Below are 24,858 nucleotides of genomic sequence, written 5' to 3'. Positions count from 1 at the left end.
GGTCGGCGGTCGTGGATTTTGCGGCCGCCGCCTTCGCACCGAGGCAACGCGCTGTAGTATTTCGGCGCTGGCCGTCTCCGGGCCCCGGTACCAATGCCGGGGGTTAGGATCTCTGCACTCGGAGGATTGCTGAAATTCGGTCCGGGTCTGAGACAATCGAGCGACGCTCCGGTCGTGCGAGGGTGTGAGCCGTCGCATGAGTGGGTACCCGGATTGGCGGAAGGAAAGGGCTCTCACGCATGCACCGACTTCGTCACGGCGATAGTGGACCAGCCGTCGCTGAGGTTCGGAGCACCCTGGCAAGTCTCGGATTTCTTCACATCCGTCCGCACGGAACCGACCGGTCCGACGGAAACGGTGAGTACTGGAAGGATTCCGACGCCGTCTTCGATCACGACCTGGATTCCGCGGTCCGCGCCTTCCAGCAACACCGCGGCCTGCTGGTGGACGGCGTCGTCGGCCCCGCCACCTACCGGGCGCTCAAGGAAGCCTCCTACCGCCTCGGCGCGCGCACGCTGATCTATCAGCTGTCCGCGCCGCTGTACGGCGACGATGTCGCCACTCTGCAACGGCGCCTGCAGGATCTGGGTTTCTACGTGCATCGCGTCGACGGCTATTTCGGCCCGCACACCCACGACGGTCTCACCGCGTTCCAGCGCGAGATCGGCCTGTCCGCGGACGGCATCTGCGGTCCCGACACGCTGCGCTCGCTGGATCTGCTGGGCGCCCGCGTGACCGGCGGCAACCCGCACCGGATCGCGGAGGAGGAGGTCGTGCACCGGGCGGGCCCGCAGCTCACGGGCAAGCGGATCGTCATCGATCCCGGAATGGGCGGTCCCGACAAGGGTTTCGCGGTTCCCACCGAATTCGGCGACGTCTACGAGTCGGAGATCCTCTGGGACCTGGCCAGTCGGCTGGAGGGCCGGATGGCCGCCACCGGCATGGAGACCTTCCTGTCCCGGCCGTGGGGCGCCAACCCGTCCGACGCCGAACGTGCCGAGACCTCCAACACTTTCGACGCCGACCTGATGATCTCGCTGCGCTGCGCGAACAACCCGAGCCCGCTGGCCAACGGCATCGCCAGCTTCCACTTCGGCAATTCGCACGGGTCGGTGTCGATGATCGGGCAGGTGCTGGCCGGATTCATCCAGCGCGAGATCGTGGCCCGCACCTCGCTGCAGGACTGCCGCACGCACTCCCGCACCTGGGACCTGTTGCGCCTCACCAAGATGCCCACCGTCCAGGTCGACATCGGTTACCTCACCAACGAATACGACGCCTCGGTCCTGACCAACCCCCGCATGCGCGACGTGATCGCCGAGGCCATCCTCATCTCCGTGAAGCGCCTGTACCTCCTCGGCCAGGACGACCAGCCCACCGGCACCTACACCTTCGCCGAACTCCTCGCCGAAGAACTCGCCGCCGCCGACCGCATGTAACCCCGGGCTTGCTGCTCCCAATCCCTGTAGTAGTTCGGCCTTACCACTCATTCCCTGTAGTCCCGGCACGCTTTTCGCCGGGACTACAGGGCACCTAAGGACACCCCACCCGCGACTTCGTCTCCACCGCCGCGGCCGCCAGCAACTGATCCAGGGCCCGCTCCACGTCTTCCTTCCAGAAGTGGTCGCTGTCGAGTTCCAGGCGCAGCCGGGGGAATCGGTGGTGCGGGGCGACCACGGTGAAGCCGACGTCCTCCAGGAAATCGGCGTCGATCATGCAACTCTCGGGGGAGCACCCGGAGTCGGCCTTGTGCCGGGGCGCCGACGGCACACCCTGCGTGGGCGTGTCGATCCGCTCCAGCAGGAACATGGACCGCACCGACCGCGTGGACAACGCGGTCGCGGCCGGGTCCTGGCGAATCCCGAAGGCCTCGATGGCCCGCACGCCACGCCGCATGAGATCGGTGACGACCGCCTGGATCAGCCGGTGCGCGATATCGCTGTCCTGGTAAGGGGTTTCGGGACGCAGCGTGGTCAGCAGGACCGCGTCCGGGCTCACCGGCGAGGTGGGGAACAGCGCCGCCCGCGGCACCGCACTCGGCGGCGAGTACAGCGCACAGCCGGCGGGCCGGCCGTCGACGAGCGCGATCTGACCACACGACCCCCACTCGAGCAGGACGGTGGACAACCAGGCCTCCTTCTCGAAGACCGGGTCGCTGAATTCGCGAGAGTCCGCCGCCACGGCGGGGTCGATCTCCCAGAACACACACCGGCGGGCATGTGCGGGCAGTTTGTCGAGTCCGCCGAGGGTCAGTGCGGTAACGCTGGTCGACACCGCTCTACTCAGCCTCCAGCTTTCCGATTCATCCACACTCACGCCGCATCAATATCTACTCGCCAGCAAGAATAAGCGATCAACGCAAACCGCCTCATTTCCGATAGCTGTGCTGTCATCAGGATGGCAGCGCGGCGCCCGAAAGGACGCCGTCACAGTGACGTTTTGCCGCCAGGGTCCGGTAACGGCCGCTATCGCGCGGATTTCGGCCATGAACTCCGGTGGTACTAGCTCTGCTGCTCCATCATTTTCACGATGCGTTCCAGATCGGCGAGATCACCGAATTCGACGACGATCTTGCCTTTCTTCTTGCCCATGCTCACCGTGACGCGGGTATCGAAGGAATCGGCAAGACGCTCGGCGAGCCGCTCCAGTCCGGGCATCTGCACCGGCTTGCGGTCCGCGGGGCGGCGCTCCTTCTCCTCCCCCGGGTACCGGTTGGCGAGGGTGACCGCCTCCTCGGTGGCCCGGACCGACAGCCCTTCGGCGACAATGCGTTCCGCGAGCTTCTCCTGCGCCTCAGCACCGGACTCCAGACCGAGTAACGCACGGGCATGCCCGGCCGACAGGACGCCGGCCGCTACCCGCCGCTGCACCGGAATCGGCAGCTTCAGCAGGCGGATCATATTGGTGACGACGGGTCGGGATCGGCCGATCCGGTTGGCGAGTTCCTCGTGGGTGACGTCGAACTCCTCCAGCAACTGCTGGTACGCGGCCGCCTCTTCGAGCGGATTGAGCTGCACCCGGTGGATGTTCTCCAGCAGGGCGTCGCGCAGCATCGCGTCGTCGGTGGTCTCGCGCACGATGGCCGGAATGGATTCCAGCTTGGCTTCCTGGCAGGCCCGCCACCGCCGCTCGCCCATGACGATCTGATAGCGCGGGGTGGGGGAGGACGCCAGCTGGCGCACCACGATCGGCTGCATCAGGCCGAATTCGCGCACCGAATGGACCAATTCGTCCAGCGCGTCCTCTTCGAACACCTGGCGCGGCTGCTTGGGGTTGGGCTCGATCTGCTCCGGCGGGATCTCGCGATAGACCGCTCCCGCGTCGGAGCCGTCGGCGGGGTCGGGCACCCGGTGCAGGTACGCCGAGGCCGGATGCGGACCGATCGGGTCCAGGCCGATGACGGCATTGGCGGCGGCACTCCCGAGCCCCTGGACATCGGTCGGCCCGGTCGGAATCAGCGCGGCCAGCCCGCGCCCCAGTCCACCCTTCTTCGCCTGACTCATCGGCTCACCGGCCCCTTTCCTCGTTCACTCCACCAGCTGTGCCCACCACAGCGCTGCGAGCGGCCATCTCCCGCCCGGCATCCAGATAACTCATCGCACCACGGGAACCCGGATCGTAATCCAGCACCGTCATGCCGTATCCCGGCGCCTCGGAAACCTTGACGCTGCGAGGGATCACCGAGCGGAGCACCACGTCGCCGAAGTGGCCGCGCACCTCCTCGGCCACCTGGTCGGCGAGCTTGGTGCGGCCGTCGTACATGGTGAGCACGACGGTCGACACGTGCAGCTCCGGATTCAGATGTGCCTGCACCAGACCGATATTGCGAATCAGCTGACCGACGCCCTCCAGCGCGTAGTACTCGCACTGGATCGGAATCAGCACCTCCTTGGCCGCCACCAACGCGTTGACGGTGAGCAGGCCGAGCGAGGGCGGGCAGTCGATCATCACGTAGTCGATGTCGTAGCCGGCCAGGTTCGCTTCCTGGATCGCGGCCTTGAGGCGGCCCTCGCGGGCCACCATGGAGACGAGTTCGATTTCGGCGCCGGCCAGGTCGATGGTGGCCGGAATGCACAGCAGCCGCTCGTTGTGCGGGCTGCGCTGGATCGCCTGCTGCACGGTGGCCTCGCCGATGAGCAGCTCGTAGCTCGAGGGCACGCCGGAGTGGTGCTCCACGCCCATCGCGGTGCTGGCATTGCCCTGCGGGTCCAGATCGATGACTAGGACGGTCATCCCCTGTAGCGCAAGCGCCGCGGCGAGATTCACCGCGGTCGTGGTCTTGCCGACACCACCCTTCTGGTTCGCGATGGTGATGATGCGTTGTTCACGCGGCTTGGGGATGGTCATCGAACCAGGATGCAACACCTGACTGGCACGCTGGGCTTCGGCGGCTATGGGCGTGTCGGCCGAGATGCTCCCGTACGGACTGCGGGCGAGCTCATCCAGATCGAAGCCGCTTCCGTCCAGCATTCCGGGCACCCGCGACGTTGTTTCCCGTGAAACGTTCGCCGGACCGTTCGACATACAGGCTCCTAACCCCGAGAACTTCAGACACGTGCCCAAGCAGCATCGATGCCGCGTCGGCTCGAGCAAGCGAAGCGCGGCGCAGTGGAATCGAGACCGGTGCCCATGCTGACGAGCCTGTCGGACACCGCGAATCTGCACTCACGCTCGATGACACCTAGCTTGCCAGCACCGGCCGCAATACGGAAGCTGAACCGCTGCGATCACACCGCGACACGCAAAGTTTGTCACCCGGAACGCCTTTCGTAGCCCTCGGAACGCTCCTCGGACACCCACACGAAGGCAGGGGAGCGGCACGGCGGCATGTTTCACATGAAACAGGAAGCAGCGCTGCGCGATCGGAGCCGCTCCGATGTTTCACATGAAACCAGCGATCCATCCACGAAGTTCGAGCCGCCTCGGTCGGCAGCTCGCAGAGTCTGACGGCGCACACCCGTTGAGCCGTCTACGGGACACACAGACGGGCTCACCCAATCCGCGGCAACCTCGGTCCTAGGCACTCGCACCACGTCCCGCAGAAGCGAACACACCGCATGGCCTATTGGCATCCGCCGCAAGGTTTCACATGAAACCAGCCACCGAGCCCAACCGCCACCATGTCTCGGTCGTGAGCGAATCCCGCACTGCGCCAACCGCTCAACCGCGCACGTTTCATGTGAAACAACAGGCCGGGGCAAGAGAGCGAAGCGCCGCACGCAGAGGGAGATCCCGAAGGAATCGTCGGATCGGTACCCGACCGATGTTGCCGCCCGGTCGGACTCGATCAGCCGCTCGGTTTCATGTGAAACAACGGGCTCGCCGTCTCGGCAGCAAGTACCGGAGACGGCGAGCCCGATTTCCGTAGGCGAGCGGAGGCGTCATGTTTCATGTGAAACAAGCGCCCTTCTCGCGCTAGCGCTTCCGCTTGGCGTTCCCGCGTTCCGCACGCCGCTCGGCGCGGGGGAGGCGCTCGACGCTCAGCACGACCGTCGGCGGGGAGACGATGCCGGCGCCGCACTCGAGCACCTGCGCGTTGCCGCCGCCCGCGCGGGACAGGTCGGCGCGATCGCGCTCCAGTTCCTCGGCCGCGCTGGATCCCTTGAGCGCGAGCATCCGGCCGCGGTCGTGCACCAGCGGCAGGGACCATTTGGCGAGTTTGGCGAGCGGGGCGACCGCGCGCGAGGTGACCACGTCCGCGCCGCCGGCCACCTTCCGCACATCCGGCTGCTCCGCCCGGCCGCGCACGACCGTCACCTCGAGGCCGGCCTGCTCGATGAATTCGGCGAGGAAGATGGTCCGGCGCAACAGTGGCTCCACCAATGTGATTCGAAGGTCGGGTCGCGCGATCGCCAAGGGGATTCCGGGCAGCCCCGCGCCGCTGCCGATGTCCACCACGGCGGCGGCGGTCGGGATCAACTCGCCGAGCACCGCGCAGTTGAGGATGTGCCGATCCCACAGCCGCGGCACCTCGCGCGGCCCGATCAGTCCACGCTCCACTCCGGCGGTCGCCAGCGCCGCGCAGTAGCGGCGAGCCAGCGGCAGCCGTTCCCCGAACACCCGCTCCGCCACGGCGGGCGGTTCCGGCTCGGCCGGCGCGCCCGGGGGAGGGGAGTACTCCGGTTCGGTCACACCGTTTCCTCGTTCCACGTGAAACATCCTTCCGGATTCGGCGACGGATCGAGAAACCGACCCCGCACAAGGGTAGGGCCCCCGGTTCCACGAACCGAGGGCCCTCCGATCTTCGGCGTCCACTAGGACGGCAGCACCACCACGTGCCGGTTGGGCTCCACGCCCTCGCTCTCGCTGACGACGCCGTCGATCTCCGCGACGGCATCGTGGACGATCTTGCGCTCGAACGGCGTCATGGCGGCCAGCGACTCCGGCTTGCCCGACCCCAGCACGCGCTGCGCCGCGGCGGTGCCGAGCGAACTCAGCTCCTCGCGCCGCTTGGCCCGCCACCCGGCGACGTCCAGCATCAGCCGGCTGCGCACCCCGGTCGCCTGCTGCACGGCCAGCCGCGTCAGCTCCTGCAGCGCGTCCAGCACCTCGCCGCGGCGGCCCACCAACTTCGACAGGTCCCGGCCGCCGTCGATGCTCACCACGGCCCGGTCGCCTTCGACGTCCAGGTCGATATCCCCGTCGAAGTCGAGCACGTCCAGCAACTGCTCGAGGTAGTCGCCGGCGATCTCGCCCTCTTCGATGAGCGCTTCCTCGGCGTCGCCCGGATCCTCGGTCACCGTCTCCGCCTCGGATTCGGCGGCCGCCGCGTCGCTCGCCGCATCATCCGCAATCGTCGTGCCGTTCGCGCTGAGGGCCACTGTGGCGTCCCCTCCGTCGGTCTCAACAGTCATCTGTGTCGTTTCCTTCAATTTGCATCATCCGTCGTGTCCGGCGTTCACACGCCGGGAAGCTGGATCGGCGACACCGTGGGGCTACCGGCGTCGCTTCTGATTCGCACGGCCGCGGTTTCCGGATCGCTTGCGATTGCCTTGTCCGCCTTGCTTACCCGAGGACGCGGTCGCCTTGCCCGTCTTCGGCGCGGAGCCGTTGCGCGCCGCGGGCGGCGTCTCGCCGTCCGTCTCGGCCTCCTCGACCGTCGCGTCGGTCGCGGCCGCCGGCTGCGGCTTCTTCTTCGGATTCGGCTTGGCGCCGGGCTTCGGCGCGTTGGCGGCCTGGCGCTCCTTGGCCTGCTGCTTCTTCTGCTCCTCTTCCTTCTCCATGCGGCCGAAGACGAGGTGCTGCTGCCCGTAGGTCCAGATGTTGTTGGAGACCCAGTAGATCAGGATGGCGATCGGCAGGAACGGGCCACCGACGATGACGCCGAGCGGGAACACCCACAGCGCCAGCTTGTTCATGATCGCGGCCTGCGGGTTGGCGGCCGCCTCGGCGCTCTGCCGCGCCACCGACGCGCGCGCGTTGAAGTGGGTCGCCAGACCGGCGATGAGCATCAGCGGCACCGCGACGTACACCATGTTGGCGATATGCGGAATGCCGCCGTAATCGGCGAACGCCTCCAGCTGCGCCTTGGGCGTGGTGATCGCGGCGGAGATGGGCGCCCCGAAGATACGAGCCCGCAGGAACGACTGCACGTCGTCGGCGTTGAAGACGTAGTTCGCCGTGTGCGCATTGTCGTAGGCCGACATGTTCATGCCGCCGCCGAAACCGCCGACGCCGCCACCGGTCCGGTTGAACGACCGCAGCACGTGATACAGACCGATGAACACCGGCACCTGCGCGAGCACCGGCAGGCAGCCCATCAGGGGATTGAAGCCGTGGTCCTTCTGCAGCTTCTGCATCTCGAGCGCCATCTTCTGGCGATCGTTCTTGTACTTCTTCTGCAGCTCCTTGATCTGTGGCTGCAGCTCCTGCATCTGCTTGGTCGTCCGGACCTGCTTGACGAACGGCTTGTAGAGCACCAAGCGCAGGGTGAACACCAGGAACACCACCGCCAGCGCCCAGGCGAGGCCGTTGTCCTTGCCCAGGGCGAACCCGAAGACGCGGTGCCAGAACCACAAGATCCAGGACACCGGATAGTAGATGAAATCGAGCACGGCTCTATGCACTCCCGTCGGTCGTGTCGCCGGTCACCGCGGGCGGCGACCCTTTACAAGTCTGCTGTGCGGCCGGCTCCGAATTCTCGTGACCGGCCTCGCCGGGCGACGAGTGCGACTCGTCGGCGAGCGAGGCGGGAGGCGTCGGATCGGCGGCTGCCCCTTTCCGTTTCGGCTCCGGAACGGGGTCCCACCCACCAGGGTGCCAGGGCGCGCATTTGACCAGTCGCACGGCTGCCAATCCGAGACCGACGAACAGCCCCCGGGTGCGCAGCGCGGTCACCGCGTACTCGCTACAGGTTGGGGTGAAACGGCACACCGGCATGCGGGTGGGGGAGACATAGGTGCGGTAGAGCTCGATGACGAAGATCAGGGCATCGGCCGGTAGCCGGGTGAGGACCGTGCGACGGCTCATGACGAGCCGCCGGGCTCGGACAACCGGGCGTCGGGGAGAAACTTGTGCACGGCCGCGCGCACCTGCCGGTCCAGCTCGGCCGACGAGGCCTGCGCGGCGCCCGGCTGCGCCCGGATCACGATGTCCGCCTCGGCCGGTAACTCGGCTGCCAACCGGGCGCAGATATGACGCAGGCGGCGGGCCACGCGGTGACGTACCACCGCGGTGCCCACCGCCTTGCTGACGATCAATCCGAAACGCGGACCGCCGAACCGAACCGACGGATCCGACGATCCGCCCACGGCGTCACCGGACGCCGGAGTCAGCAGTACCGCGTGCACGACCAGGTCGCGTCTCCCGATTCGCCGGCCACGCCGCACCGTCCGGGAGAAATCGGCACGATGATGCAGCCGATACGGCTCAGGCAACACCCGAGTGTCCGAGCGCGTATCGGATGACGAGGGACGGCGAACCGAACGGCGAACGCGACATGGCGCCGAGGCCGGTGCCGATGGGTCAGGCCGTGAGCGAGGAGCGGCCCTTGCGGCGGCGCGCCGACACGATCGCGCGACCCGCACGGGTGCGCATCCGGAGGCGGAAGCCGTGGACCCGCGCACGACGACGGTTGTTCGGCTGGAACGTCCGCTTGCCCTTGGCCACGGTCAACACTCCTCGAGTAGGTGGGCGCCCGGCGGCGCCCGAAGCTTTGTCGGTGAAACTGTTGTCGCGATGAACGACCAAGGTCCTCATCGGCGCAATACCCATCGCGGCCCGGGCAGCGCGCAGCCGCCACCGCGTCAATGGGTGACTGTACGAGAGTACTGACCGGCTGGTGCCGGGTCAAACCGGGGTCCGCGACGTCGAGCACCCTGTTGACCTCGGCCGATGGGACAACCGGTCGATGCCGTCACCCGCTCGCCGGTGACGAACGACACGGCCGTGAACGGGCCTTGCCGACCCCGTTCGGCCCCCACTAGGGTACATAGCCAGAAGGTAGCTATAGAAGCGCTGGTCCAGGCGCTGACCGGGGGGACACGGCAGCGCGGCTCACATCCCTGTGGTTCTCCACATCTGTGGATAATTGTGTGGAAAGACCCCTGGAGTGGCATATTCGTATCGCCGACGGCCACGCTGGCACTCGCGCTGCCGGGGGATCCGCGGGTGGTGTCCGACCGTCTGCTCCTATCTACCTATTCCGGGGAGGAAACGTACGTGGACGACGAGCAGAACGCGTTGACCGCCGTCTGGCCCGAGGTGGTCGCCGAGCTCACCACAGGTTCCGCCGACGGCGCCATCCCACCCGTGACCAACGCCCAGAAGGCATGGTTGGGCCTGGTCAAGCCGCTGACGGTGGCCCAGGGGTTCGCTCTGCTCTCGGTTCCTTCCTCGCTGGCGCAGGAGGCGATCGAACGCGATCTGCGGGAGCCGATCCTGCGCTCACTGGCCCGCCGGCTCGGTCCGCAGGTGGAGGGACTCGGCGTCCGGATCGCCGCGCCGGCCAACCCGCCGGCGGATCGTCCCGCCGGTCCGCCCCGGCACGCGCGGCTCACGTCCCGGCCCGAACGGGTCCGCGAGGCGCCCCGCGAGCCTGTGGGTTATCCACCGCAACCGGACTACACGGCCGGTGCGGATTACCCCGCGCCGCGCTATCTCTCCCCAGGTGACTACGCCGGCCGGAGTGACTATCCCCAGCCCCAGTTCTCCGGACCGGCGGTGGCCGGGGAATTGCCGGAGAGCACCGAACCCGAACACCCCGCACCGCCGCGCCGGGATCTGGACCTACCCGCCGCGCACGGCGGCGGTCCCCGGAACACGGCGCAGGAATCGCTGTTCGTCCCGGAGCCCGAGCCCGTGCCCGCGCGCCGGCCGGTGCCCGTCGACGACCGGGCCGCCGACGACGAGCCGGTGGTCAACGTGCGCAACTCCTGGCCCACCTACTTCACCAAGACGCCCGAGCCGACGCCGACCGCGCCGGCCAACTCGGCCGCCAGCCTGAACGCCAAGTACACCTTCGAGACCTTCGTCATCGGTGCCTCCAACCGGTTCGCGCACGCGGCCGCGGTCGCGATCGCCGAGGCGCCGGCGCGCGCGTACAACCCGCTGTTCGTCTGGGGCGCTTCGGGACTGGGGAAGACGCACCTGCTGCACGCCGCCGGTCACTACGCCCAGCGGCTGTTCCCCGGCATGCGGGTGAAGTACGTGTCGACCGAGGAATTCACCAACGACTTCATCAACAGCCTGCGCGACGACCGCAAGGTGGCGTTCAAGCGCCGCTACCGCGAGACCGACATCCTGCTGGTCGACGACATCCAGTTCATCGAGGGTAAGGAAGGCATCCAGGAGGAGTTCTTCCACACCTTCAACACGCTGCACAACGCCAACAAGCAGATCGTGGTGTCCTCCGACCGGCCGCCCAAGCAACTGGCGACGCTGGAGGAGCGCCTGCGCACCCGGTTCGAGTGGGGCCTGATCACCGATGTGCAGCCGCCGGAACTGGAGACGCGCATCGCCATCCTGCGCAAGAAGGCGCGGATGGATCGGCTCGACGTGCCGCACGACGTGCTGGAACTGATCGCCAGCCGGGTGGAGCGCAACATCCGCGAACTCGAGGGCGCGCTCATCCGGGTCACGGCGTTCGCCTCGCTCAACGGGCAACCCCTGGATCTCTCGCTGGCCGAGGTGGTGCTGCGCGACCTGATGCCCGACACCACCACCATCGAGATCACCGCGTCCACGATCATGGCCGTGACCGCGGAGTACTTCAACACGACGCTCGAGGAGCTCACGGGCCCCGGCAAGGCGCGGCCGCTGGCGCAGGCGCGGCAGATCGCGATGTATCTGTGCCGCGAACTCACCGACCTGTCGCTGCCGAAGATCGGCCAGGCGTTCGGACGCGACCACACAACGGTCATGTACGCGGAGAAAAAGGTGCGCAAGGAGATGACCGAGCGGCGGCGCGTGTACGACCAGGTTCAGGAACTCACAGCCCGCATCAAGCAGCGTTCCCGCTGACCTTCCTCCCCAAGCCGATCCACCCGCGCCACCTGGGTGGATCGGCTTTTTCGTGCTGTGGATTCCTCGAGGAATCCCTGGGGAGTCCTCGAGGAATCCCATGGTTCTCCACCGATTTACCCACAGTTCGGCGACAGGGGTGTTGACATCTTCGCTCACACCCATCGGTGCACAGTTCCCACAGGCAAATCCATGCACCGGCCCCCACCTGCGGCGATCGCGAGTTGCGCTTGTGGATTCCTCGAGGAGTCCTTGTCAGGTCCTCGAGGAATCCTCGAGTTGTCCACCACTCTGCGCACATATGTGCACAAACCGGGCGTAGCCATGGAACAACTCGAGGACGACTCGAGGACGGCCGTGGGACAGATTCGGTGCCTCCACAGCGACGCTCCGTTCATCCTCGAGTCACCCGCCGGACATCCCCATGCCGCCACCCGCTCCGAGCAGCGGATTCGGCCGGAGTCCACAGAATCCACAGCGCCTACTACTGCTTCAGTTCTTCTCCTTCAATAAGTTCTTTCAAAACAGGGTGTGTGGAAACTCGGCTCGGGACGCAGCGGTGCGCGGGCGAGCGCGACGGCACTCGAACGAATGGCACAGAGGAAGAACGGGACCCGAACCGATGCGACGCACCGGGGGAGGGGTGCCGTAGTCAATCGCCGCCCTCGCGGGTACGGTTTGTTGTCGGTCGCCTGTGCCAGACTTCGAAGTCGGGGCGGCCGTTCCAGAACACCCCCGCATGAGCCGGCGCTGAGCCGAACGGATCACGACCGATCGAGACTGGGAGAGGACATACCGGGCGATGGAGCTTGCAAGCATGAAGTTTCGGGTCGCTCGCGAGGATTTCGCGGAATCCGTCGCCTGGGTGGCCCGCAGCCTGCCGTCGCGCCCACCGGTTCCGGTGCTCGGCGGCGTCCTGCTCGTCGCCGGTGAGGACGGGCTGACCGTCTCGGGTTTCGACTACGAGGTCTCCGCGCAGATGCGAGTGGCCGCCGAGGTGGCGGGTCCCGGGCAGGTGCTTGTCTCCGGCCGCCTGCTGGCCGACATCACCAAGGCGCTGTCCAACAAGCCGGTGGACGTGTCGGTCGACGGCACCCGCGTGCTGATCGCCTGCGGCAGCGCCAAGTTCTCGCTGCCGACCATGCCGGTCGAGGATTATCCCCAGCTGCCCGAATTGCCCCCGCAGACCGGTGAACTCGGGGTCGACGTCTTCTCCGAGGCGGTCGGCCAGGTCGCGGTCGCCGCGGGCCGCGACGACACGCTCCCGATGCTGACCGGTATCCGGGTGGAGATCGAGGGCGCCAAGGTCGTGCTCGCGGCCACCGACCGCTTCCGGCTCGCGGTGCGGCATCTGGAGTGGCAGCCGGGCCGCGAGGACGTGGAGACGGCCGTCCTGGTGCCCGCCCGCACCCTCTCGGAGTCCGCGAAGACGCTGGGCCCCTCCGACGCTCCGGTGCAGCTCGCCTTCGGCACCGGCACCGACGGCCTGCTCGGCATCGTCAACGGCGGCCGCCGCACCACCACTCGCCTGCTCGACGCGGAATTCCCCAAGTTCCGTCAGTTGCTCCCCAAGGAGCACACCTCGATCGCCACTCTCCAGGTGAGCGCGCTGATCGAGGCCATCAAGCGCGTCGCCCTGGTGGCCGAGCGCGGCGCCCAGGTCCGGCTGGAGTTCTCCGAGCAGGGCCTGCTGCTGTCCGCGGGCGGCGACGACGCGGGCCGCGCCGAGGAGTGGCTGGAGGCCGAGTTCCGCGGCGAGCCGCTGACCATCGCCTTCAACCCCGGCTACCTGAACGACGGCCTGTCCGCGCTGCATTCGGACCGGGTCACCTTCGGGTTCACCACCCCCAGCCGCCCCGCCGTGCTGTGCCCGACGGGCGAGGAGGAGCCCGAGGTGCTCGATTCCGGCGCCTACGCCGCCCTCGCCGGCAACTACATCTACCTGCTGATGCCGGTGCGCCTGCCGGGCTGAGTCCCGGCGCCCGCCGGGCCCGCCGCGGTGTGACCGCCGGCCGGGTCCGCGGTCCCGTCCGGGACTTTGTGAACAATGTTGATAACTCTGTGAAAAACTCTGGGCGCGACCACAATCGGCCCCCCGCGCCGGGTTCTCCACAGGGACTACCGCGGGGACGGTGAATTGAGCGATGCACGTCCGGGCCTTGAGCCTGCGGGACTTTCGCTCCTGGGAGCAGGCCGAACTCGAACTGCCCGCCGGCCGCACGGTTTTCCTGGGCGCCAACGGCAACGGCAAGACCAACCTGATCGAGGCGCTCGGCTACCTCGCCACTCTCGGCTCCCACCGGGTATCCACAGACGCACCGCTGATTCGCCTGGGGGCCCAGCGTTCTCGCATCGGCGCGACCGTGGTGAACTCCGGCCGCGAGCTGCGCGTCGATGTCGAACTCAATCAGGGGTCGGCCAATCGCGCGCAGATCAACCGCTCGCCGGTCCGGCGCACGCGGGAGATCCTGGGGATACTGCAGACGGTGCTGTTCGCGCCGGAGGACCTGGCGCTGGTCCGCGGCGACCCGTCGGAACGCCGCCGGTTCCTCGACGAGCTGGGTACCGCGCAGCTGCCCCGCCTGGCCGGGGTGCGCTCGGACTACGACCGGGTACTGCGACAGCGTTCCGCGCTGTTGAAAACCGCGGGCCGCCAGGCGCGTTCGCGATCGGGCAGCCCGGCCGAGCTGAGCACGCTCGACGTGTGGGACGGCCATCTCGCGGCGCACGGCGCCCAGCTGCTCGCCCAGCGCCTGCGCCTGGTGCACGAACTACACCCCTACCTGGCACAGGCCTATCGTTCGATCGCCCCCGAATCGCGCCCGGCCGCCATCCGCTACCGAAGTTCCGCGCTGCCACCGGAATTCCTGGCCATCGAGCGGCCGCCGCAGCCCGACGACGCCGAGGTGCTGGAGTCGATCCTGCTGCGCGAGCTGGTGGCTGCGCGCGGCAAGGAACTCGAGCGCGGTGTCTGCCTCGTCGGCCCGCACCGCGACGATCTGGACCTGATGCTCGGCTCGGCGCCCGCGAAAGGCTTTGCCAGCCACGGGGAATCGTGGTCGTTCGCGCTGGCGCTGCGGCTGGCGGCGTTCGAACTGCTGCGCAGCGTCGGCACCGATCCGGTCCTGCTGCTCGACGACGTCTTCGCCGAACTGGATCGCCGCCGCCGCGCCGCGCTCGCCGCCGTCGCCGCCACGGCCGAACAGGTTCTCATCACCGCTGCCGTCCCCGAGGACGTGCCCCCGGAACTCGAGGCCACGCCCGTGCGCGTCGAGACCACGGGCGAGGCAGACCAGCGCACCTCCCGGATCGGATGCGCGTCCGGCGCAACGCCTCCGCTGTCCGCCGACACCGCCGCCGATCCGTGAACGCGGTCGCGGCGGCAATTAGCACAAATGTGTCACGTGACACCCGTCCTGGCACGCCGGAAGTCCGGCGCGGACCGATTAGCCTGTCTCGCAATGCCCGGCCGGTGTGTGCCGAGGACAGGAGGAGTGGCTGTGGACGAATCCGAGCACGGTGACGCCGGGGCGACCGACTCCGGCCCCGAACCGCGCGGCATCGACCTGGCCCGCCGCGCGCTGGAGGAGGCGCGTGCCGCCGCCCGCGCCAGTGGCAAGGCCGTCGGCCAAGGCCGGGCCTCGCCGCGCAAGGGCGGCGTGCGGGCGCTGCGCCGGCGCTCGGGCTGGTCGGGGGCCGGTCCCGATCAGCGTGATCCTCAGCCGCTGGCGGCGCTGGCGGGCGCGCTCGCCAAGAGTCGGGGGTGGTCGAGCAAGGTGGCCGAGGGCATGGTGTTCGGCCGCTGGGCCGACGTCGTCGGCGAGGACGTCGCCGCGCACGCCAGCCCCGTATCGCTGACCGATGGCGTGCTGAGCATTCAGGCCGAGTCGACCGCATGGGCGACCCAGCTGCGTATGTTGCAGTCCCAGATCCTGGCGAAGATCAATGCCGCGGTCGGGCAGGGCGTCGTCAAGACACTGAAGATCAGCGGCCCGGCCGCACCGAGCTGGCGCAAGGGTGAGCGGCACATCAAAGGCCGCGGCCCCCGCGACACCTACGGCTAGGGGTTGCTGTTTCACGTGGAACCGTCTCGGCCCCTGGGGAATTCGCCCGCACGCGGGCAACCCGCTGCCCGGACCGGCCGCCGGGTGACGTCCTTGCCCGACCGGTGGCGAGAGGGCCGAATGCTGGAAGATCGCCCAACCATTCCGCAAACCCGGCCGCCCGCGTCTCGACGGGCCGCTGAGGCTCGCTGGACCGCCTGCGCCTACAACCGGACCCGGCAGCGATCGATTTCACGCACTCACGACGCTCTCAGGGGTGTCATAGGTGCATCCTGAGCCGGGTGTACCAGTAGGATGGGGGAGTAACTAGCGGCGATACCTTCGGCGCGTTCCGGGCAAGCCCGCGCGAGCACCCGTAATTCTCGAGCAGTTCGTCACCTCGAGCAGATGTCTATCGGGACCTCGCGCGTGCCGCCCGACGCTGTGCCGAGGGATCAGCAAGTAAGGAGAGCTACCGAGCAGTGGCTGCCAACGACTCCAACGCAAGCGGCTCTACCAGGGCGAAAGCGGGCAATCAGGACTACGGTGCCTCCAACATCACGGTCCTCGAGGGCCTCGAGGCGGTCCGCAAGCGTCCCGGTATGTACATCGGCTCCACCGGTGAGCGCGGTCTGCACCACTTGGTCCAAGAGGTTGTGGACAACTCCGTCGACGAGGCGATGGCCGGCTACGCCACGCGGGTCGATGTCACGCTGCTCGCCGACGGTGGCGTCGAAGTCGTCGACGACGGCCGCGGCATTCCGGTGGAGATGCACGCCCAGGGCATCCCCACCCTCGAGGTCGTCATGACCCAGCTGCACGCCGGCGGCAAGTTCGACTCCGACGCCTACGCGGTGTCCGGCGGTCTGCACGGCGTCGGCATCTCGGTGGTCAACGCGCTGTCGACCCGGATGGTCACCGAGATCGACCGCGACGGCTTCCACTGGAGCCAGGAGTACAAGGACTCCAAGCCCGGCAAGCTGGTCAAGGGCGAGCCCACCAAGCGCACCGGCACCACCCAGCGGTTCTGGGCCGACCCGGCCATCTTCGAGACCACCACCTACAACTTCGAGACGATCGCGCGCCGGCTGCAGGAGATGGCGTTCCTGAACAAGGGACTGACCATCACGCTGACCGACGAGCGCGTGTCCGACGCCGAGATCACCGACGAGGTGGTCAGCGACACCGCCGAGGCGCCGAAGGCCGAGGCCGAGCCGGTCGAGCACAAGGTGAAGACCCGCACCTACCACTACCCGGGCGGGCTCGCGGATTTCGTCAAGCACATCAACCGGTCCAAGCAGCCGATCCACAACACGGTCGTCTCCTTCACCGGCAAGGGCACCGGGCACGAGCTCGAGGTGGCCATGCAGTGGAACTCGGGCTACTCCGAGTCCGTGCACACCTTCGCCAACACCATCAACACCCACGAGGGCGGCACCCACGAGGAGGGCTTCCGCGCGGCGCTCACCTCGGTGGTGAACAAGTACGCCAAGGACAAGAAGCTCATCAAGGACAAGGACGGCAACCTCACGGGTGACGACATCCGCGAGGGCCTGGCCGCCATCGTGAGCGTGAAGGTCTCCGACCCGCAGTTCGAGGGCCAGACCAAGACCAAGCTCGGCAACACCGAGGTCAAGTCGTTCGTGCAGCGCACCTGCAACGAGCACCTGGCGCACTGGCTGGAGGCCAACCCGGCCGACGCCAAGACCATCGTGCAGAAGGCGGTGTCCTCGGCGCAGGCCCGCGTCGCCGCGCGCAAGGCCCGCGAGCTGGTGCGGCGCAAGAGCGCGACCGATCTGGGCGGACTGCCGGGCAAGCTGGCCGACTGCCGCTCGAAGGATCCGCGCCTGTCGGAGATCTACATCGTCGAGGGCGACTCGGCCGGCGGCTCGGCCAAGTCCGGCCGCGACTCGATGTACCAGGCGATCCTGCCGATCCGCGGCAAGATCATCAACGTCGAGAAGTCGCGCATCGACAAGGTCCTCAAGAACAACGAGGTCCAGTCGATCATCACGGCGTTCGGCACCGGCATCCACGACGAGTTCGACATCTCGAAGCTGCGGTACCACAAGATCATCCTGATGGCCGACGCCGACGTCGACGGCCAGCACATCACCACCCTGCTGCTCACGCTGCTGTTCCGGTTCATGCGGCCGCTGGTCGAGCAGGGGCACGTCTACCTGTCCTGCCCGCCGCTGTACAAGCTGAAGTGGCAGCGCAGCGAGCCCGAGTTCGCCTACTCGGACCGTGAGCGGGACGCGCTGGTGGAGCAGGGTCTCGCCGCCGGCAAGAAGATCAACAAGGACGACGGCATCCAGCGCTACAAGGGTCTCGGCGAGATGAACCCGAAGGAGCTGTGGGAGACCACGATGGATCCGGCCACCCGGCTGCTGCGCCTGGTGACGCTGGACGACGCGGCCGCGGCCGACGAGCTGTTCAGCATCCTGATGGGTGAGGACGTCGAGGCCCGGCGCAGTTTCATCACGCGCAACGCCAAGGACGTCCGCTTCCTCGACCTGTAATCGCCCCGTCGTCCCGGCGTCCGAGCGCGCGCCGGGACGACCGTGCGGAGAGCGCAGCTCGGCGACCACCAAAAGACTTCTTACGGAGACGATTCCATGACCGAGACCACACTGCCTCCCGAGGGCGGCGACCGCATCGAACCGGTCGACATCCAGCAGGAGATGCAGAACAGCTACATCGATTACGCGATGAGCGTGATCGTGGGCCGAGCGCTGCCCGAGGTGCGCGACGGCCTGAAGCCGGTGCACCGCCGGATCCTGTACGCGATGCACGACAACGGGTACCGCCCGGACCGCGGCTACGTGAAGTCCGCGCGTCCCGTCGCCGAAACGATGGGTAACTACCACCCGCACGGCGACTCGGCCATCTACGACACCCTCGTCCGCATGGCGCAGCCGTGGTCGATGCGGTATCCGCTGATCGATCCCCAGGGCAACTTCGGCTCGCGCGGCAACGACGGTCCGGCCGCCATGCGCTACACCGAGTGCCGCCTCACGCCGCTGGCCATGGAGATGCTGCGGGAGATCGACGAGGAGACCGTCGACTTCATCCCGAACTACGACGGCCGCTCCATGGAGCCGGTGGTTCTCCCCAGCCGTGTCCCCAACCTGTTGATCAATGGTTCAGGTGGCATCGCGGTCGGTATGGCCACCAACATCCCGCCGCACAACCTGCGCGAGGTGGCCGAGGCGATCTACTGGGCGCTGGACAACCACGAGGCCGACGAGGAGACCACCCTCGCGGCGTGCATGGAGTGCGTGAAGGGCCCCGACTTCCCGACCAGCGGCCTGATCGTCGGCACCCAGGGCATTCAGGACGCCTATAAGACCGGGCGCGGCTCGATTCGCATGCGCGGCGTGGTGGAGATCGAGGAGGACAACCGCGGTCGCACCACCATCGTCATCACCGAGCTGCCGTACCAGGTCAACACCGACAACTTCGTGAACTCGATCGCCGAGCAGGTGAAGGACGGCAAGATCGCGGGCATCTCCGATGTCCACGACGAGTCCTCCGACCGCGCGGGCCTGCGGATCGTGGTGACGGTCAAGCGCGACGCCGTCGCCAAGGTCGTGCTCAACAACCTGTACAAGCACACCCAGCTGCAGACCAGCTTCGGCGCCAACATGCTGTCCATCGTCGACGGCGTGCCGCGCACGCTGCGGCTGGACCAGATGATCCGGTTCTACGTCGCCCACCAGCTCGACGTCATCATCCGGCGCACCCGCTACCGCCTGCGCAAGGCCGAGGAGCGCGCCCACATCCTGCGCGGCCTGGTCAAGGCGCTGGACGCGCTGGACGAGGTGATCGCCCTGATCCGACGCTCGGCCGACACCGAGACCGCGCGCACGGGCCTGATGCGGCTGCTCGACATCGACGAGATCCAGGCCACCGCGATCCTGGACATGCAGCTGCGCCGGCTGTCCGCCCTGGAACGCCAGAAGATCATCGACGAGCTGACCAAGATCGAGGCGGAGATCGCCGACCTCAAGGACATCCTGGAGAAGCCGGAGCGGCAGCGCGCGATCGTCCGCGACGAACTGCAGGAGATCGTCGAGAAGCACGGCGACGACCGGCGCACCCGGATCGTCGCGGCCGACGGCGACGTCGCCGACGAGGACCTGATCGCCCGCGAGGACGTGGTCGTCACCATCACCGAGACCGGCTACGCCAAGCGCACCAAGACCGACCTGTACCGCAGCCAGAAGCGTGGCGGCAAGGGCGTGATGGGCGCCGGCCTCAAGCAGGACGACCTGGTCAAGCACTTCTTCGTCACCTCGACCCACGACTGGCTGCTGTTCTTCACCAACCTGGGCCGGGTGTACCGGGTCAAGGCCTACGAACTGCCCGAGGCCAGCCGCACCGCGCGCGGCCAGCACGTGGCCAACCTGCTGGCCTTCCAGCCGGAGGAGAAGATCGCCCAGGTCATCCAGATCAAGACCTACGAGGACGCGCCCTACCTGGTGCTCGCCACCAAGAACGGCCTGGTCAAGAAGTCGAAGCTGACCGATTTCGACTCCAACCGCAGCGGCGGCATCGTCGCGGTGAACCTGCGCGACCGCGACGAATTGGTCGGCGCCGCACTGTGTTCGGCCGACGACGACCTGCTGCTGGTGTCGGCGCACGGGCAGTCGATCCGCTTCGCCGCCAACGACGAGGTGCTGCGCCCGATGGGCCGCGCCACCTCCGGCGTGCAGGGCATGCGGTTCAACACCGACGACTGGCTGCTGTCGCTGAACGTGGTCCGCGACGATACGTATCTGCTGGTCGCCACCTCGGGCGGATACGCCAAGCGCACCGCGATCGAGGAGTACACCGCACAGGGCCGCGGCGGTAAAGGCGTATTGACCATCCAGTACGACCCGAAGCGTGGCACCCTGGTGGGAGCGCTCATCGTCGACGACGATGACGAGATCTACGCCATCACGTCGGGCGGCGGTGTCATCCGAACGGCGGCCAACCAGGTACGCAGGGCCGGCCGACAGACCAAGGGTGTGCGATTGATGAACCTCGGCGAGGGCGATACGTTGCTTGCGATAGCCCGAAACGCCGATGAGCCCGATCAGGTTTCCAGTGAAGAGGAGGCCGACGGTCTTGACAAGCAGTAGGTTCGGTTAGCAGTTAGTTTTTACAGGCAGCGGCACGAAGGATCTAAGGAATCCCAATTGACCACTCCGAATCAGCCGAACGACGAGCGGCACCACGCCAACGGTGTGACCGAGCGAATCGCGCCGTCCCCGATTCCGCCGCGGCCGATTCCGCGGCCGGGGTCTGGGGACAACGGTTCCGGCGGCACATCCGATCGGTCCGAGCAGCAGACCGAGGCGGGGCAGTCGCACGCACAGGCGCCCGCCGAGGGCGGTGATGCCTCGCGGTTCGAGGAGGGCTGGTCGCAGCTGCCGCAGCGGGAGCCGCAATCGAATCTGCACCGTCCGGGGCAGCCGCCGGTGGCGGGACGGCCGCCGGCCGCCCCGGTCGGGCTCGGCGGCGGCCTCACCAACGCCCGCACCACGGCGGACCTGGCGGCCAAGGCGGCCCGCAAGGAGGCCGCCATGGTGAAGTCGGTCGGCATCGACGGACCCACCCGCAGCATCTCCCGGCCCGAGCTGGTCAAGGACATGCCGGACCTGTCGGAGCTGCGGCACCCGCTGCCGCCCACCCAGGCTCCGGGCGTCCCGCCGGTGCAGCACGTCTCGCCGGCCGTTCCGGCGGCGGTCGCCGCGGCCGCGGGCGGCGAGCCGCTGCGCGCGACCGTGCAGGTGCGCCACATCGATCCGTGGTCGACGCTGAAGATCTCGCTGGTGATCAGCGTGGCGATGTTCTTCGTGTGGATGCTGGCGGTCGGCTTCCTCTACATCGTGCTGTCCGGCATGGGTGTGTGGGACCGCCTGAACAGCAGCTTCACCGACATCATGTCCAACGGCAGCACCTCGTCCTCGTCGCTGATCGACGCGGGCACCGTATTCGGTTACGCGGCGGTGATCGGCCTGATCAACGTCGTGCTGCTCACCGCGCTCTCCACGGTCGGCGTCTTCATCTACAACCAGTGCACCGACCTGGTCGGCGGCATCCAGGTCACCCTCGCCGACCCGGACTAGACCGGACCGGCGGTGGCCGGTGCGCGCTGCGGCGGGCACCGGCCATTTCCGTCCCGGACAGGCTCCTACCAGCGGTTTTGGTTCTTGCCGGTCCATTCGGGTAGTCTTTGCTCTCGGCTCGGGGACCACGGTTCGAGAGCCACACGGGTCTATAGCTCAGGCGGTTAGAGCGCTTCGCTGATAACGAAGAGGTCGGAGGTTCAAGTCCTCCTAGACCCACACCTATTCTTGCTGGTCAGGGCCTTGCCGCCAGGGTGAGACCGGCTTCATGTCATCACTCTCGTCATCACCGCGGTCGGCGAGCGGCATTCCAGGGCAACTTGGAGGTGCCCCGTGCCCAGCCCCCGACCCCGAACCCGCTCCGACGGCAGCGTCGCCTGGCAGGTCTACTTCTACTACTACGACGAGACCGGCAAACGCCGGCAGAGCTCGGAAACCTTCGACGAGTACCTGCCCGCCCAGCAGTGGGCCGAGCTGATCGACACGATCGGCGTCACCCAGGCGCTCGCGGTCCTGCAGGCGCAGCGCAACCGCGCGCAGGTGATCTCGGTGGTGGACTGGCTGACCCGCTACGCCCGCCGCCGCCGCGCCACCCGCGCGATCTCCGAGCCGGTGTTCCGCAAGTATCTCGGCTACATCCGCAACGACATCGCCCCGTTCTACCGCGACATGCCGATCACGGCCGTCACCCAGGACACCGACGCGGCGTGGATCGTCTACCTCGAACAGGACAAGGGCAACGCCCCCAAGACGATCCACAACAAGCACGGATTCTTCAGCGGGGGCATGCGCGCCGCCGCGCAGCAACGCCCCGAGCCGTTGATCGCCTACAACCCGTGCGCCGACACCCGGCTGCCGGTCTGTGACATCGGTGAACTCGACATCTTCGACAACGCCGAATGGGAGCTGTTCGAACAGCTCCTCGCCCCCCGCTGGCGTGCCCAGGCCGAGTTCGGTCTCACCTCGATGGCCCGCCCGGGCGAGGTCGGCGCCCTGCGCGTCGCCGACATCCACGTCGGGACCGCCAGCGCCGCCGTGCGAATCACCAAGGCGTGGAAGGACTGCGGCAGCCGTCTCACCCTCGGCGCGCCGAAGACCCGGCGCGGAACCCGCACCGTCAACATCCCCCTGCGCACCGCCGCCCGGCTCGACCTCGACCGCGACCCCGCCGACCTGTTGTTCACCACCGGTATCGGCACCCCGGTCACCGCCGCCGCCTTCTACGACGGCGCCTGGATCCCGGCCCTGCGCCGCCTCGCCGCCCTCGACGCCGCTCTCGCGGCGTTCGGTGACGACAAACCCATCCTCGCCCGCAGCCGCCTGGCCCCGTTCGGTCGCGCCGCCCGGTGGCGCGGTGCCGACCCCGAGGAACTGATCGCCCGGTTCGGCCCCGCGATCGTGTCACTGCGGGGCAAGCGCCTGACCCCGTACACGCTGCGGCACACCGGAATCAGCTGGAAACTGCAGGACGGGGTGCCGATCTTCGTCGTCTCCCGCGACGCCGGTCACGAATCCACCCTCGTCACCGACCGCCGCTACGGCCACAACGACCGCCACGCGAGCGAGAAGGCCGCCAGCGTCATCGCCGAACGGCTGCCCGCCGCCCGCGCCGACATGCTTGCCCTCGCCGCCTGATCGCGCGTCACCACCCCTCCGTCCGATTCCATTTCATTCCATTCCGTTCCGGAGACAGAACGGAATGGAATGGACCCGATGCCACGGAATGGATCGCCTCATGCTCCGAGCCGTCGAGATCGACGCCCACCCCGGAACGAAACGCTGCCAATTCCCGACCGGCCCCGGCACCATCTGCGGATCCCCCGTGCCCGAGCGTGATTCCGGGCCGGGCGCTCCTCGCGCCTACTGCGACAAACCCGAGCACAATCCGCAGGCAGCCAGCCGGGAGAGACTCCGTATCAAGCGGCGGGCCGCCGAAGAGTCCGACAGACATCGCGCTTCGCGCCCGCTGCGACCGATCAGTGACCGCCTGGTCACCGTGGCCGGACTGATCGATCGTCTCGAACAGCTGCGCAACGAAATCGCCTGCGTCGCCACCGATGCCACCGAGGCGCTCGTCGACATCACCCGGCCGGACGCCGTCGATCGCGAGATCGAGCGCGTCCGGCTCGACGCGACCGAGCGCATCACCGCCGCCGAGCAAGCCCGCGCCGCTGCCGAGACCGCGGCCGCCGAGCTGGAGGCCCGGCTCGCCGCGGCGCTCGAACTCGAACAACTGGCGCTGCGTGCAGCCGACGACGCCACCAGGGCGGCCGAGGAGGCCGAAAGCCGTGCGCGCGACATCGAAACGGCTGCGGCACAACGGATCACTGCTGCGGATGCGGACCGCGAGCAGACCTACGACGAAGCCGAAACCGCGCTGCGCCGGATGCGGGAGCACCTCGATACCGCACATGCCGACACCGCCCGCGCCGAGAGCGAACGAGACACAGCACTCACCAGAGTTCACGAATTGACCACGGAGAACAGCGAACTGCGCCGACGCCTGGACGAGACCACCGACAGGCACCGCCGCGAAATCGAGGCCCGCGATCTCGAATACGCGCGCGCGATTACCGCGGCACGCGCCTTGGCCGATCGGTCCGAACGTGAGCACCGCCAGCAGATCAGCGAGATCCTCGCGACCAGAACCCAGCCATCACCATCGGCGGACGGTCTCAGGCCACCGCGTCGCTCGCCGTAGGTCGCCAGAGCGTCCGCAATCGGTGGTGGTGACGCTTCGATGAATCGCGATCGCGATCGCGGACGCCTCGATGCCCGCATGGTGAGAGGGAACGGCTGAGGGAAGCACGGCCCGGCCGGACGGCATTCCAGGGCGTGGTGCGGTACCGGCCGGGCCGCGCGGATCCCGCTGCGTCCGCAGAGCCGCAGCGGGAGGTCAGGATTGAGGGGGAATCGGTCGTCGCCGTCGCCTGCCCGGTCGTCTACGGTGCCTCGCTCGGTCGGCCGAGGGATCGGCCGACTCGGATGCAGTCGGGTGCGTCTCGGGGATCTTGGTCAGTTCCAGTGCAGCGGCGATGTCGGAGGCGGTGAGGAACCAGGTGCGGCCGGCCCGGTGCCCCGGTAGCGCACCGGAGCGCAGTTGCTGGCGGTACCAGCGTTCCGATTTCCGTAACGCGCGCGCACCGACGGCCACCGGATAAGTCGGCTCTCCGGCTGGACTTGCTGTGGGGGGTTCGTGGTCATCGGGTCGTGTACTGCTCACGGCGTAGCTCATC

Annotated in this window: 19 protein-coding genes and 1 tRNA gene; 11 read left to right on the top strand and 9 right to left on the bottom strand. The window is 68.0% G+C overall.

All coding sequences use genetic code 11. The features are described from left to right. Window positions 1–239 precede the first annotated feature (239 nt). A complete protein-coding gene (locus IU476_RS31895; RefSeq protein ID WP_195106031.1) occupies window positions 240–1,439 on the top strand; it encodes an N-acetylmuramoyl-L-alanine amidase in 1,200 nt (399 codons plus the stop codon). A gap of 94 nt (window positions 1,440–1,533) precedes the next feature. On the opposite strand, the gene IU476_RS31890 is transcribed toward IU476_RS31895, so the two are convergent. The 9 genes from IU476_RS31890 to rpmH all read right to left on the bottom strand — a co-directional run bounded on the left by IU476_RS31890 (window position 1,534) and on the right by rpmH (window position 9,108). Further along, a complete protein-coding gene (locus IU476_RS31890) occupies window positions 1,534–2,274 on the bottom strand; it encodes a GNAT family N-acetyltransferase (RefSeq protein ID WP_195106030.1) in 741 nt (246 codons plus the stop codon). Window positions 2,275–2,501: 227 nt separating this feature from the next. Further along, on the bottom strand, window positions 2,502–3,503 hold the full coding sequence (locus tag IU476_RS31885) for a ParB/RepB/Spo0J family partition protein (protein WP_195106029.1): 1,002 nt from the start codon (window positions 3,501–3,503) through the stop codon (window positions 2,502–2,504). Between the two features lie 4 nt (window positions 3,504–3,507). Beyond that, complete coding sequence (locus IU476_RS31880) at window positions 3,508–4,470, bottom strand: ParA family protein (protein WP_228824635.1); 963 nt, start codon at window positions 4,468–4,470, stop codon at window positions 3,508–3,510. Window positions 4,471–5,415: 945 nt separating this feature from the next. Continuing rightward, window positions 5,416–6,159, bottom strand: a complete 744-nt coding sequence (rsmG, locus tag IU476_RS31875; RefSeq protein WP_195106028.1) for a 16S rRNA (guanine(527)-N(7))-methyltransferase RsmG — start codon at window positions 6,157–6,159, stop codon at window positions 5,416–5,418. A gap of 95 nt (window positions 6,160–6,254) precedes the next feature. Further along, entirely contained in the window at window positions 6,255–6,854 is a 600-nt protein-coding gene (locus IU476_RS31870) for a Jag family protein (protein WP_228824634.1), read from the bottom strand. An 81-nt stretch (window positions 6,855–6,935) separates the two neighbouring features. After that, window positions 6,936–8,054 carry a membrane protein insertase YidC gene (gene yidC, locus IU476_RS31865; protein WP_195106027.1) on the bottom strand — a complete coding sequence of 373 codons (1,119 nt, stop codon included), beginning with the start codon at window positions 8,052–8,054 and terminating at the stop codon, window positions 6,936–6,938. A gap of 4 nt (window positions 8,055–8,058) precedes the next feature. Continuing rightward, window positions 8,059–8,469: a membrane protein insertion efficiency factor YidD gene (yidD, locus tag IU476_RS31860; RefSeq protein ID WP_195106026.1), complete on the bottom strand. Its 411-nt coding sequence runs from the start codon at window positions 8,467–8,469 to the stop codon at window positions 8,059–8,061. Next, on the bottom strand, window positions 8,466–8,879 hold the full coding sequence (rnpA, locus tag IU476_RS31855) for a ribonuclease P protein component (protein ID WP_195106025.1): 414 nt from the start codon (window positions 8,877–8,879) through the stop codon (window positions 8,466–8,468). Before rnpA ends, yidD begins: the two co-directional genes overlap by 4 nt. An 85-nt stretch (window positions 8,880–8,964) precedes the next feature. After that, window positions 8,965–9,108, bottom strand: coding sequence for a 50S ribosomal protein L34 (gene rpmH, locus IU476_RS31850; RefSeq protein WP_003936647.1), 144 nt, complete (start codon window positions 9,106–9,108; stop codon window positions 8,965–8,967). 552 nt (window positions 9,109–9,660) lie between these two features. Between rpmH and dnaA the strand changes: the two genes are divergently transcribed. The 10 genes from dnaA (at window position 9,661) to IU476_RS31800 (ending at window position 24,323) form a co-directional block, all read left to right on the top strand. After that, window positions 9,661–11,460 carry a chromosomal replication initiator protein DnaA gene (dnaA, locus tag IU476_RS31845; RefSeq protein WP_195106024.1) on the top strand — a complete coding sequence of 600 codons (1,800 nt, stop codon included), beginning with the start codon at window positions 9,661–9,663 and terminating at the stop codon, window positions 11,458–11,460. 802 nt (window positions 11,461–12,262) lie between these two features. Continuing rightward, entirely contained in the window at window positions 12,263–13,432 is a 1,170-nt protein-coding gene (dnaN, locus tag IU476_RS31840) for a DNA polymerase III subunit beta (RefSeq protein WP_195106023.1), read from the top strand. Between the two features lie 172 nt (window positions 13,433–13,604). Next, window positions 13,605–14,828: a DNA replication/repair protein RecF gene (recF, locus tag IU476_RS31835; RefSeq protein ID WP_195106022.1), complete on the top strand. Its 1,224-nt coding sequence runs from the start codon at window positions 13,605–13,607 to the stop codon at window positions 14,826–14,828. A gap of 132 nt (window positions 14,829–14,960) precedes the next feature. Continuing rightward, window positions 14,961–15,524 carry a DUF721 family protein gene (locus IU476_RS31830; protein WP_324194478.1) on the top strand — a complete coding sequence of 188 codons (564 nt, stop codon included), beginning with the start codon at window positions 14,961–14,963 and terminating at the stop codon, window positions 15,522–15,524. Window positions 15,525–15,985: 461 nt separating this feature from the next. Further along, window positions 15,986–18,025: a DNA topoisomerase (ATP-hydrolyzing) subunit B gene (gene gyrB / locus IU476_RS31825; protein WP_195106020.1), complete on the top strand. Its 2,040-nt coding sequence runs from the start codon at window positions 15,986–15,988 to the stop codon at window positions 18,023–18,025. Between the two features lie 96 nt (window positions 18,026–18,121). Next, a complete protein-coding gene (gene gyrA, locus IU476_RS31820) occupies window positions 18,122–20,632 on the top strand; it encodes a DNA gyrase subunit A (protein WP_195106019.1) in 2,511 nt (836 codons plus the stop codon). 57 nt (window positions 20,633–20,689) lie between these two features. Then, window positions 20,690–21,622 (top strand): DUF3566 domain-containing protein, encoded by a 933-nt coding sequence (locus IU476_RS31815; protein ID WP_195106018.1) that lies wholly within the window; start codon window positions 20,690–20,692, stop codon window positions 21,620–21,622. Between the two features lie 145 nt (window positions 21,623–21,767). Beyond that, a tRNA-Ile gene (locus tag IU476_RS31810) sits at window positions 21,768–21,841 on the top strand. Window positions 21,842–21,955: 114 nt separating this feature from the next. After that, the gene (locus IU476_RS31805; RefSeq protein WP_195106017.1) at window positions 21,956–23,257 is read left to right on the top strand and encodes a tyrosine-type recombinase/integrase; all 1,302 of its coding nucleotides are present in this window, start codon (window positions 21,956–21,958) and stop codon (window positions 23,255–23,257) included. Window positions 23,258–23,357: 100 nt separating this feature from the next. Continuing rightward, entirely contained in the window at window positions 23,358–24,323 is a 966-nt protein-coding gene (locus IU476_RS31800) for a coiled-coil domain-containing protein (protein WP_195106016.1), read from the top strand. Window positions 24,324–24,858: the final 535 nt, after the last annotated feature.

The organism is Nocardia blacklockiae (assembly GCF_015477355.1).
GTDB classification, from domain to species: Bacteria; Actinomycetota; Actinomycetes; order Mycobacteriales; family Mycobacteriaceae; genus Nocardia; species Nocardia blacklockiae.
This window is presented reverse-complemented; position numbering and strand designations above follow the sequence as displayed.

Coding starts and splice junctions, on each gene's coding strand:
- IU476_RS31895 (WP_195106031.1), top strand. CDS start 240: ATGCACCGACTTCGTCACGGCGATAGTGGACCAGCCGTCGCTGAGGTT.
- IU476_RS31885 (WP_195106029.1), bottom strand. CDS start 3,503: ATGAGTCAGGCGAAGAAGGGTGGACTGGGGCGCGGGCTGGCCGCGCTG.
- IU476_RS31880 (WP_228824635.1), bottom strand. CDS start 4,470: ATGCTGGACGGAAGCGGCTTCGATCTGGATGAGCTCGCCCGCAGTCCG.
- rsmG (WP_195106028.1), bottom strand. CDS start 6,159: ATGTTTCACGTGGAACGAGGAAACGGTGTGACCGAACCGGAGTACTCC.
- IU476_RS31870 (WP_228824634.1), bottom strand. CDS start 6,854: ATGACTGTTGAGACCGACGGAGGGGACGCCACAGTGGCCCTCAGCGCG.
- yidD (WP_195106026.1), bottom strand. CDS start 8,469: ATGAGCCGTCGCACGGTCCTCACCCGGCTACCGGCCGATGCCCTGATC.
- dnaN (WP_195106023.1), top strand. CDS start 12,263: ATGGAGCTTGCAAGCATGAAGTTTCGGGTCGCTCGCGAGGATTTCGCG.
- recF (WP_195106022.1), top strand. CDS start 13,605: ATGCACGTCCGGGCCTTGAGCCTGCGGGACTTTCGCTCCTGGGAGCAG.
- gyrA (WP_195106019.1), top strand. CDS start 18,122: ATGACCGAGACCACACTGCCTCCCGAGGGCGGCGACCGCATCGAACCG.
- IU476_RS31800 (WP_195106016.1), top strand. CDS start 23,358: ATGCTCCGAGCCGTCGAGATCGACGCCCACCCCGGAACGAAACGCTGC.